This window comes from Porphyrobacter sp. AAP82 (genome assembly GCF_000331285.1).
GTDB lineage: Bacteria > Pseudomonadota > Alphaproteobacteria > Sphingomonadales > Sphingomonadaceae > Erythrobacter.
In genome coordinates, this window is the sequence record NZ_ANFX01000018.1 from 1 (window position 1) to 9,500 (window position 9,500).

At 66.9% G+C, this 9,500-nt stretch carries 13 protein-coding genes; 2 read left to right on the forward strand and 11 right to left on the reverse strand.

What is annotated here, in order from left to right:
• The 8 genes from D620_RS0105505 to D620_RS0105540 form a co-directional block, all read right to left on the reverse strand.
• The coding region (locus tag D620_RS0105505) for a TerD family protein (protein ID WP_017664793.1) at positions 1 to 540 on the reverse strand (540 nt) is incomplete at its 3' end.
• Positions 541 to 590: 50 nt separating this feature from the next.
• Complete coding sequence (locus D620_RS0105510; protein WP_017664794.1) at positions 591 to 1,172, reverse strand: TerD family protein; 582 nt, start codon at positions 1,170 to 1,172, stop codon at positions 591 to 593.
• Positions 1,173 to 1,317: 145 nt separating this feature from the next.
• The gene (locus D620_RS0105515) at positions 1,318 to 1,944 is read right to left on the reverse strand and encodes a MarC family protein (protein ID WP_026091978.1); all 627 of its coding nucleotides are present in this window, start codon (positions 1,942 to 1,944) and stop codon (positions 1,318 to 1,320) included.
• Positions 1,945 to 1,975: 31 nt separating this feature from the next.
• Entirely contained in the window at positions 1,976 to 2,755 is a 780-nt protein-coding gene (locus tag D620_RS0105520; RefSeq protein WP_017664796.1) for a hypothetical protein, read from the reverse strand.
• On the reverse strand, positions 2,752 to 3,648 hold the full coding sequence (gene folD, locus D620_RS0105525; protein ID WP_017664797.1) for a bifunctional methylenetetrahydrofolate dehydrogenase/methenyltetrahydrofolate cyclohydrolase FolD: 897 nt from the start codon (positions 3,646 to 3,648) through the stop codon (positions 2,752 to 2,754). Before folD ends, D620_RS0105520 begins: the two co-directional genes overlap by 4 nt.
• Positions 3,648 to 3,929 (reverse strand): YggT family protein, encoded by a 282-nt coding sequence (locus D620_RS0105530; RefSeq protein WP_033376279.1) that lies wholly within the window; start codon positions 3,927 to 3,929, stop codon positions 3,648 to 3,650. Before D620_RS0105530 ends, folD begins: the two co-directional genes overlap by 1 nt.
• Positions 3,930 to 4,053: 124 nt before the next feature.
• The gene (gene argB / locus D620_RS0105535; protein ID WP_017664799.1) at positions 4,054 to 4,971 is read right to left on the reverse strand and encodes an acetylglutamate kinase; all 918 of its coding nucleotides are present in this window, start codon (positions 4,969 to 4,971) and stop codon (positions 4,054 to 4,056) included.
• Positions 4,972 to 5,317: 346 nt separating this feature from the next.
• Positions 5,318 to 5,572 carry a YdcH family protein gene (locus D620_RS0105540; protein WP_017664800.1) on the reverse strand — a complete coding sequence of 85 codons (255 nt, stop codon included), beginning with the start codon at positions 5,570 to 5,572 and terminating at the stop codon, positions 5,318 to 5,320.
• Positions 5,573 to 5,691: 119 nt separating this feature from the next.
• Between D620_RS0105540 and D620_RS14735 the strand changes: the two genes are divergently transcribed.
• Together D620_RS14735 and D620_RS0105550 are read left to right on the forward strand one after the other, a co-directional pair.
• The gene (locus D620_RS14735; RefSeq protein WP_017664801.1) at positions 5,692 to 6,171 is read left to right on the forward strand and encodes a thermonuclease family protein; all 480 of its coding nucleotides are present in this window, start codon (positions 5,692 to 5,694) and stop codon (positions 6,169 to 6,171) included.
• A gap of 331 nt (positions 6,172 to 6,502) precedes the next feature.
• Positions 6,503 to 6,877 carry an endonuclease domain-containing protein gene (locus D620_RS0105550; protein ID WP_017664802.1) on the forward strand — a complete coding sequence of 125 codons (375 nt, stop codon included), beginning with the start codon at positions 6,503 to 6,505 and terminating at the stop codon, positions 6,875 to 6,877.
• 207 nt (positions 6,878 to 7,084) lie between these two features.
• Here the strand turns inward: D620_RS0105550 and D620_RS15960 are convergent, their stop codons facing one another.
• The 3 genes from D620_RS15960 to D620_RS0105560 all read right to left on the reverse strand — a co-directional run bounded on the left by D620_RS15960 (position 7,085) and on the right by D620_RS0105560 (position 9,460).
• Positions 7,085 to 7,675 carry a BglII/BstYI family type II restriction endonuclease gene (locus tag D620_RS15960; RefSeq protein ID WP_081596534.1) on the reverse strand — a complete coding sequence of 197 codons (591 nt, stop codon included), beginning with the start codon at positions 7,673 to 7,675 and terminating at the stop codon, positions 7,085 to 7,087.
• 1 nt (position 7,676) lies between these two features.
• Positions 7,677 to 8,327 carry an MT-A70 family methyltransferase gene (locus D620_RS0105555; RefSeq protein ID WP_017664803.1) on the reverse strand — a complete coding sequence of 217 codons (651 nt, stop codon included), beginning with the start codon at positions 8,325 to 8,327 and terminating at the stop codon, positions 7,677 to 7,679.
• An 83-nt stretch (positions 8,328 to 8,410) separates the two neighbouring features.
• Positions 8,411 to 9,460, reverse strand: a complete 1,050-nt coding sequence (locus D620_RS0105560; protein WP_017664804.1) for a ribonucleotide-diphosphate reductase subunit beta — start codon at positions 9,458 to 9,460, stop codon at positions 8,411 to 8,413.
• Positions 9,461 to 9,500 lie beyond the last annotated feature (40 nt).

A 9,500-nucleotide genomic window follows, 5' to 3' on the forward strand; every position in this document is an offset into this window, starting at 1 on the left:
CGGGGGCGGAGGAGGGGGCGGCGGGGCGGGCGCAGGAGCAGGCTCGTCCACCTCGCCGCCGAAATGCCCGATCAGCGCGGCAAGCCCGCCCGCAAAGCCGGCGGCAATCGTCCCGATCTTCCAGCCCGAGGAATGGCGATAGATTTCCGCCAGCATCACCGCCTTTTCATTGGTGAGCGCGGCCGCCGCATCGAAGCTCGCCTTGCCGCCATCGAGGCTGACCATCAGCGGGCGGCTTTCGCCCACGGCGCGGCTGTCATGGGTGGCGGTAAAGACGATGCGGTCGATGTTCGCGGGCAGACGGTCAAGCTCCAGCGCGAAGCTTGCGGTGTTGCCGCTGGTCGTCATCCGCACCTCGCCGCCCGGGGTCGCCGGGTTCGAGAACAGCACCACATAGCGATCATCGCCGATCTTCTGGCCGGGCTCGAGGCCGAAGACGGCAATGTCGATCCCATCGAGGCCGAATTCGACCTTCACCTCGCAAGTGCCGCCGACGCCAAGGTCCGACAGCGAGCGCTTTTCCCCACGTTGCAGCTGCATGCGAATATGCTCCCGGTCTTGTGGCCCGGCGGGGCCTGACAGTCGAAGGTTTAGAGGATCGCGCGCGCGGGCGCGGTGAGATCGTGGACGGTGCGCCCCGAGGTGCGTGTCCCGACCGCCTTGAAGTCCCAGGCCCCTCCCGCGCGCGACAGGCGGGCGAGGATCAGCCCGGTGTGCGGCCCCGAATCCGAAATGTCGAAGCGCGCCAGTTCGCGCCCGCTCTTCTTGTCGACCACCCGGGCAAAGGCATTGGCGACCTTGTCGAAGGTCTGCCCGCGGAAGGAGTTGACGGTGAGAACGATGTGTTCGACCCGCGCATCGAGCCGGTCAAGCTGGATCGCGATGCTCTCGTCATCGCCGTCACCCTCGCCGGTGAGGTTGTCGCCGCTGTGGCGGATCGTGCCGGCAGCATTGGCGAGCTTGCCGAACCACACCTGTTCGAGCACGGCGTTATCGGCATCGAAGGTGATGCACGAGGCATCGAGATCGATATCCCCGCCGCCGCCCAGCAATCCGCCGAGAAAGCCTTTCTTGGCAACGTCCCAGCCCACCCCGAGACTGATCTGGGCAAGGCCGTGCGGTGCCTCCTTGGCGAGGCTGACCGACTGGCTCTTCTGGAGCGATATTCCCACTGATCCCCCGGCGTCGCTGCGATCTGTCCCGTTGCGGGACAGGGTATCCCCGAAGGCCCGGGGGGTGTCAACCCCGCGCCCTGACGGATTGCCCGGGGCTTAGTGTTGTTATCGTTACGTTTTTGTTAAAATGCGGCGAGGCGATTCAGAGCCCGAAGCTGCCCTTCAGCCCGTCGATCACATATTGCGCGGCGAGCGCGGCCAGCAGCACGCCGAGGAGCCGGGTGATGACCGCCTCGACCTTGTCGCCCAACAGCCGGATCAGCGGGCCTGCGGCGACCAGCGCGGCGGCAGTGATCGCCAGCACCGCGGCCAGCGCGGCGAGGATCTGGCCCTGTTCGGGCAGGTTGCCGTCGGCCTCGTTCATCAGCAGCATCACCGCCGCGATCGCGCCCGGCCCGGCCAGCATCGGCATCGCCATCGGGAAGACCGAGACGTCCTCGATCTCGGGGGTCTGGGCGATCTTCTCGGCACGCTGCTCGCGGCGTTCGGTGCGCTTTTCGAAGACCATGTCGAAGGCGATGAAGAACAGCATCAGCCCGCCCGCGATGCGGAACGAGTTCAGTTCGATATGCAGCGCGCCCAGCAATTCCTGCCCGAACAGCGCGAAGATCAAGAGGATGATGCTCGCGATCCCGCAGGCCCGCAGCGCCATGCTGCGCGCCTGTGCGGCGCTCGCACCCTTGGTCAGCCCGGCATAGATCGGCGCGCACCCGGGCGGGTCGATCACCACGAACAGGGTGACGAAGGCGGAAAGGAAGGTTTCGGTCAGCATGGTCGCAGGCTCTGGCGTGCCCCTCCCATCAATCGCCGGTCGGCACAAGGCTTTGTTCGATGCCCGTGAGCCAGCGGCCCTCGTCATAGTATTCGGCGAGGAAATAGCGCGTGCCGTCAGGGCGGTGCTCCCAGCGCCAGCGCAGCGTGGTGTCGCGCGACAGGTGCGCCTCGGTCTTGCCATCCTCGCCCAGCGAGATGGCAGGCGGTGGCGGGGCCGGTACGCCGGGGCGCGGGCAGGTGGCGACGAGGCCCCGGATCGCGTCGATCTCGGTGACGACGATGTCGCCCGGCCGCGCCTCGACCTTGGGCTGTGGCGGAGGCTGCGGCACGTCGGGCCCGCCGGCATCGAAGACATAGCGGTATTCGCCGTCGCTCTGCCGCTCCCACACGGTGACGAAATTGCCGACCGTGCCGCCCGGTTCGCGCAGGCGGCCCTGGCTGACCGCGAGCGCGCCGTCGCAGCTCATCACCACGGTGCGGGCCTTCCACGTGACAGCCTGCGGCGGATTGCTCTGCGTCGCCAGCCACGGGGCGAGGGGGAACGGGCCGTTGCGCCCGTGAAGCATCGCGCCGGGCGCGGCATATCTGGCGAAGGCGGTCCACTGGCCCAGTTCCTGCGCATCGCGGGCGAAGGCGATCTCGGCGGCGACGATGGTGCTCGGCTGTGCGGCGCCAGGCGTGTTCGCCAGCATCCGGTCGATCATCGCCACCTGCCGCTTGGTCGGCTTGGGCGGCCCGCCCCCGCCGACGCAGGCGGCGAGGATCAGCGGGAGCGCGGCGGCGAGCAGCAGGCGGGCGCGGGTCACAGGCCCTCCGGCGCGGGCAGCCCCGCGTGGGCATGGGCGGCGACCAGCGTGTTCCTGAGCAGCACCGCAATCGTCATCGGCCCGACCCCGCCCGGCACCGGGGTGATCGCACCCGCGACCGCCGCCGCCTCGGCGAAGGCCACATCGCCCACCAGACGCCCCTTGGGCTTGTCCTCGGTGGGGGGCAGGCGGTTGATGCCGACATCGATCACGGTCGCGCCCGGCTTGATCCAGTCCCCGCGCACCATCTCGGGCCGGCCTACCGCGGCGACCACGATATCCGCGCGGCGCACCACCTGCGGCAGATCGCGCGTGCGGCTGTGCGCGATGGTGACGGTCGCGTTGGCATCGGTGAGCAGTTGCGCCATCGGCTTGCCGACGATGTTCGACCGGCCAATCACCACCGCCTCCAGCCCGTTGAGGTCGCCGAGGTGGTCTTGCAGCAGCATCAGGCACCCCAGCGGCGTGCAGGGGACGAAGCCGGTCTGCCCCACCGCCAGCCGCCCGGCGTTGATGACGTGGAACCCGTCGACGTCCTTGTCGGGATCGATCGCGGCGATCACCGCCTGCTCGTCGAGCCCTTGCGGCAGGGGCAGCTGGACGAGGATGCCGTCGACTTGCGCGTCGCGGTTGAGGCGCTCGACCAGCGTCAGCAGCTCGGCCGAGGAGGTGGTGGCGGGCAGGCGGTGCTCGAAACTCGCGATCCCCGCTTCCTCGCAGGCCCTGGCCTTGGCGCCGACATAGACCTGGCTGGCCGCATCATCGCCGACCAGCACCACCGCAAGGCCCGGGCGGCGGCCGGCCGTGCGCGCGAAGTCCGCCGCGGCCGCGCCGATGCGCGCGCGCAAGCCTTCCGCAAAGGCCTTGCCGTCGATCCGCTGCGCCGCTGCCATCAATAGGCCGCGTATTGCAGGATGCGCGCGACCGCCGCGAGCAGCAGCATGAACACCATCGGCGAGAAGTCGATCGCGCCGGTATCGGGCATCACGCGCCGGATCGGGCGGAGCACCGGCTCGAACAGGCGCGAGAGGGCATCATGCACCGCGAAGACGAACTGGTTGCTCGGGCTCACCACGTTGAAGGCGAACAGCAGTCCGATGATGAACCAGATGATCAGCAGCATGTTGGCGGTGCTGATCACCATGCCGACGATATCCACGAGAGCTTGCGTCATTGCTTGTCGTTTCCGTTGCGTGGGGCGGCCCGCCGTGTGGCTGGCCTGCGCCCGGTCCTAGTCCCTCAAGAGGCGTATTAGCTTGTTAATACGCCTCGCGCCATAGTCCTGTTCCCGCGCGGGCTCAGGCGCGCACCAGCGTGCCCGCGCCCTGGGCGGTGAAGAATTCGAGCAGCATCGCATGGCCGACCCGGCCATCGAGCACCACCGCCGCCTCGCAGCCCGATTGCACCGCGGCCACGCAGGTTTCGAGCTTGGGCACCATCCCGCCGCGGATCACGCCGTCCGCGCGCAATTGGGCGATGTCGGCGGGCGTGAGGTCGGTGAGCAGCGCCCCGTCGGCGCCCAGCACGCCCGCCACGTCGGTCAGCAGGAACAGCCGCGCCGCGCCCAGCGCCGCCGCGATCGCGCCCGCCATGGTGTCGGCGTTGATGTTGTAGGTCGCCCCGTCCGCTCCGTATGCGATCGGGGCGATCACCGGGATCATGCCGGCGGCCACCATCGTGTCGATCACCATCGTATCGACCGCCGCCGGTTCGCCGACGAAGCCCAAATCGACCGCCTGTTCGATATTGCTGTCGGGATCGCGCGTGGTGCAGGTGACCTTGCTGGCGGTCACCAGCCCGCCGTCCTTGCCCGAGATGCCGATCGCCTTGCCGCCTGCGGCCGCGATCCAGCCGACCAGTTCCTTGTTGATCGCGCCCGACAGCACCATCTCGGCGACCTGGGCGGTGGCCTTGTCGGTGACGCGCAGGCCATCGACGAAGGTGCTCTCCACCCCGAGGCGCTTCAGCATCTGCCCGATCTGCGGCCCGCCGCCGTGCACCACCACCGGGTTGATGCCGACCGCCTTCAGGAGCACGATGTCCTCGGCAAAGTCGCGCGCGGCCTCGGGATCGCCCATCGCGTGGCCGCCATACTTCACCACGAAGGTGCGGCCCGCATAACGCTGGAAGTAGGGCAGCGCCTCGATCAGCACTTCGGCCTTGGCAAGGTCGGGCGTCGCGGCCCCGGGGTGGTTTGTCTTGTCGCTCACCGGCATCGTTCCCAGCGCGCCCGCGGCGCATCTCGGGCCGCGCCCTAGCGGCTTGCGGGCGCGGGGCCAAGCGGCTTGGTGGTGAGGGTTACCGCTGATTGGGCATTCGCGCGGCCCGGTGCTATTCTGGCGGGCCAGCGAGGTGACCATGGCCGACACGGACAGGGACGAGACGCCCCCCGATCCATCGGGAGAAGGGCGCCGTCAGGCGGACCGGCGCCGCACCGCAGCGCGCGGCGAGGAGACCGGCTGATCCGCACCGCGCACACGGTGGCAGGCGGGACATCGCCTCGTGCCCCGCCCGCACACGCTCGCCCTCAAGTAGCGGACCGGCAAGGCGGCAAGCACACGCTCATCCCTCGGCGGGCATGTCCTCGAGCATCGCCGCGATCTGGTCGAGCAGGCCCAGCCGTTCGCGCTTCAGCGCCTCGAGCCGCGCGTCGCCGGCCGCCTCGGCCCCGCATTCGATGCGGTGGATCATGCGGTTCACCTCGTGATGGCGCGCCGCGAGGCGGGCGAAGTGCGCATCGCTCGCCTTGAGGCGGCGCAGCGCTGCGGCATCGTGCGGGAAGGCCTCGGCGAGTTCGTGCGGCGTATGGGCTGACATCGGGTTCTCCCTGGTTGGACACCCCTCCCTAACGCGGGCTGACCCTTACGCGTTTGACCGGTGTCAAAATCGCTGGAACCGCCTCCATTTCCGGCTATTCTGATCAGCGGGATACTTGCATGACACGACCGGACCCTCTCCTGCGCCGCGCGGCGGCGCTTGCCTTCGTGCCGCTCGCCGCAGCGGCCGCCGCTGGGCTGTGGCCGCAGGCGGGCGAGGCGCAGGGCCAGCGCGAGCAGCACGCCGCGCTCTTCCCGGTGTGCGGCGGGCCGGTGCGCGTCACCTGCGTGGTCGATGGCGACACCTTCTGGCTGCGCGGCACCAAGATCCGCATTGCCGACATCGACACCCCCGAGGTCAGCCAGCCCGCCTGCCCCGAGGAGCACGCGCTCGGCCTTGCCGCGACCGAGCGGCTGCGCGAGCTGCTGGGCGCCGGCCGCTTCGGCCTCGCCGTGCCGCCCGATGGCCGCACCCGCGACCGGTACGGCCGCGAGCTCAGGATCGTCACCCGCGGCGGCAAGAGCCTGGGCAGCGTGCTGGTGCGCGAGGGCCTCGCCGCGCGCTGGGGCGGTCCGCGCAAGGCATGGTGCCGCGCCTGACCGGGCACCTGCGCCGCGCGCGCGGGCGGCTGTAGGAGACACATGAGACACTGTCCTGGAGCGGAAATCCCGCGCCCTGCGCGCGCCCTCGCGGCGAGCGCAAGGCGGCGCAGCGGACGGTTGGCGAGAGGGGGCGCGGCGGGCATGACAAGCGATGCTACGCCGCGCGGGGGCTGTAGGAAAGCGGTTGGTTTTCCGTCTGTATTTCGGGCCCACCCCTAACCCCTCCCGCAAGCGGGAGGGGGACTAGTTCTCCCCTCCCGCTTGCGGGAGGGGTTAGGGGTGGGCCCGAACAATTGCTCCCGAGCCGCCACCATGATAAACCCCTGAAATGCCTGACTGGAAGCCCCGCGACACCGTCCGCGCCCGCGCGCTGCGGCGCGAGGCGACGGGGCCGGAGCGGGGGCTCTGGGCGTTCCTGTCGAAGAGCCAGACCGGCGCGAAGTTCAGCCGCCAGATGCCGGTCGGGCCATGGTTTGCCGACTTCCTGTGCCGCGAGCTTTCACTGGTGGTGGAACTCGACGGCTTCAGCCACGACTGCGCGCCCGAGCGTGACGCGCGCCGCGATGCATGGATGGCGGCGCACGGGTTCACCGTGCTGCGCTTCACCAATGATGATGTGCGGGACAATGTCGAGGGCGTGGTGACCGCGATCCGGCTGGAAGTCGAGCGGCTGCGGGGCTTGAAGGGAAGTGCCCACCCCTAACCGCTGTGGCTGCGCCACACCTGCGGTTCCCCGCACGCGGGAGGGGGACTACCGGCGGCAAGCGATCGGGATCGGGTCTCTCCGACAACCCTTCCCGCGCGCGGGAAGGGCGCGAGGAAGCGAAGCTGTCCGAAGGACACCTGGCGGCTCTGCCGCCTAGTCGCAGCGGGTTGGGCAAGTGCCCGCCACTTTACGTGAGGCCGCCCGTCAGTCCTCTATGTAGAGGCGCTCGCTGATACCAAAGACGACAATAGGACAGCCTCCGCCTGAACCGCCCCGAAGTCGCGGAAGCAACTTGCTCATGTGTGTTGTCGAGTTGCCAAAGCTTGGCCCGCGGCCGAGTGAATTGAAGATTGTCTGCAATTCCGAACAGCGCGTGATGATGACTCCAACATCAATGACCTGCAGATCGAACAGCAAACGGAAGTTATTTAAATCTCGATCAAAAAATGGATCCTTGTTGTTCCATTCCACCTCAAGCGCAACACGCCCCTTGAAGCAATCAACGCTATGGGTTGGAGATTCCCGCTCGGTACCATCGACAACGATTGCTGTGCGGAACTGTCGCTCTATCCAGTCAGCATCCTTCAACGGCTTTTCAAGTCGTGCGACGATAGACGAGCGGCTTCCCCCGGCTGTAAGCACTTCACTCCGAAAAAGCCGAAAAGCGCGGAGAGCGTGTTGTATTTCTTGCCACTCTTGGGGGAAGGCAGTCTGGAGAATACCAACTGCATTCCGCCATTCGTGGATCTCGTAGAGCTCGGCTATGTCTGGCGGAACTAGATGATCGGTAGTCAAATCACACCATCGGCGAGGTTGCACTGTTGTTGCTATAGGTAGCCCAATCGGGCCGGTAGCTCTCGTCAGCCTGATTGCCCCAGACCGTCCAACCCTTGCGCACACCGCGGCTAAACAGTTCGATGCGTGGCCCCCAGCTACAAGCTTCGATAATCGGATACTGCTCGTCTGGCTTGCGGCTGTGCTCACGCTTTTGGCTGCGGATCACGTTGACCTGACGACGGCCGGGATCGAGGGTCCGCACATTCTTGCCACGCACGCCGAACAGCAAAATTTCGGTCACATTGCGGAAGTAGAAGCCGACACCTCGACCGTCTGGGCCGCCATCCTTGCGGACCTTTTCCCAGATGATGTTCGACACGTAGCGGAAGCCCCATGCCTCCATCACCCGAATTCCCTCTGGCAGGAGCGCATTCGGGACCCACAGGTAAAGATGCGCCCGGTCCGCCGCAATTTCGGAGACAGGCAGGTCGCAGATTTCCTGCAACTCCATCGTGCCATAGCGGTTGAGCCGCTTGTGCTCAGGAGCGACTTTGCCGGTCCTGTTCTGGAACTGCCATGGCGGGTCAGCGAGGATCGTCCCGAACTGCTTGCCATTGGCGGCACGCAGAAGGCTTGCGGCAGGCTCCTGACTTCCGGCGGGGTCCAGCATCGCAGCACCTTTCAATTAGAACAAAACAAGATCTGATCGATACTGGAACCCAAGTCAAGCGATAGCCGCCATTTTGGCCGAAACTACTCCGCAGCCTCAGCCCCAAACAGCCCAGCTTCAGCCTCGACGCCCTCGCCCGGCTCGTTCGCCGCCTTCGCCTTCTGCCGCTTGTCGAAGCTCGACCACACGGTGTTCCAGTCGCCCCGCGTCGCGCCCTTCGAGTATTCGGTCGCGCGGGTTTCGAAGAAGTTGGCGTGCTCCACCCCGTTCAGCAAAGGCGTGAGCCACGGCAGGGGGTGTTCCTCGATCATGTAGATCTCCTGGAGGCCCAGCTGCTTCAGGCGCCAGTCGGCGATGTAGCGGATGTAGCGCTTGATCTCCTTGGCGCTCATGCCGTCGACCGGGCCCATTTCGAAGGCGAGGTCGATGAAGGCGTCCTCGAGGCGGACGGTCTTCTGGCAGATGTCGATGAGGTCCTCCTTCACCGCCTTGGTGAGGCACTGGCGTTCCTCGCAGAAGGTGTGGAACAGCTTGATGATGCCCTCGCAGTGGAGGCTTTCGTCGCGGACCGACCAGCTGACGATCTGGCCCATGCCCTTCATCTTGTTGTGGCGCGGGAAGTTCATCAGCATCGCGAAGCTCGCGAACAGTTGGAGCCCTTCGGTGAAGCCGCCGAAGGCCGCCAGCGTGCGGGCGATGTCTTCATCGGTGTCGACCCCGAACTGGCCGAGGAAGTCGTGCTTGTCCTTCATTTCCTCGTATTCGAGGAAGGCGGAATATTCGGCCTCGGGCATGCCGATGGTGTCGAGCAGGTGCGAATAGGCGGCGATGTGCACCGTCTCCATGTTGGAGAAGGCGGCGAGCATCATCTTGACCTCGGTCGGCTTGAACACGCGGCCGTAGTTTTCGTGGTAGCAGTTCTGCACCTCGACATCGGCCTGGGTGAAGAAGCGGAAGATCTGGGTGAGCAGGTTGCGCTCGTTCTCGGAGATCTTCTGCGCCCAGTCGCGGCAGTCTTCGCCCAGCGGCACTTCCTCGGGCATCCAGTGGATCTGCTGCTGGCGCTTCCAGAAGTCGTAGGCCCAGGGGTACTGGAAGGGCTTGTAGGTGTTGCGGGCTTCGAGCAGCGACATTTGGATTACTCCGATAGAAATTGGCGGGCCGGTTCTGTTG

Bases quoted from the DNA above. Each gene is read 5' to 3' on its own strand.
- D620_RS0105530 (WP_033376279.1), bottom strand. From the start codon at position 3,929: ATGACGCAAGCTCTCGTGGATATCGTCGGCATGGTGATCAGCACCGCC.
- D620_RS0105560 (WP_017664804.1), bottom strand. From the start codon at position 9,460: ATGTCGCTGCTCGAAGCCCGCAACACCTACAAGCCCTTCCAGTACCCC.
- argB (WP_017664799.1), bottom strand. From the start codon at position 4,971: ATGCCGGTGAGCGACAAGACAAACCACCCCGGGGCCGCGACGCCCGAC.
- D620_RS0105550 (WP_017664802.1), top strand. From the start codon at position 6,503: ATGCCTGACTGGAAGCCCCGCGACACCGTCCGCGCCCGCGCGCTGCGG.
- D620_RS0105555 (WP_017664803.1), bottom strand. From the start codon at position 8,327: ATGCTGGACCCCGCCGGAAGTCAGGAGCCTGCCGCAAGCCTTCTGCGT.
- folD (WP_017664797.1), bottom strand. From the start codon at position 3,648: ATGGCAGCGGCGCAGCGGATCGACGGCAAGGCCTTTGCGGAAGGCTTG.
- D620_RS0105540 (WP_017664800.1), bottom strand. From the start codon at position 5,572: ATGTCAGCCCATACGCCGCACGAACTCGCCGAGGCCTTCCCGCACGAT.
- D620_RS14735 (WP_017664801.1), top strand. From the start codon at position 5,692: ATGACACGACCGGACCCTCTCCTGCGCCGCGCGGCGGCGCTTGCCTTC.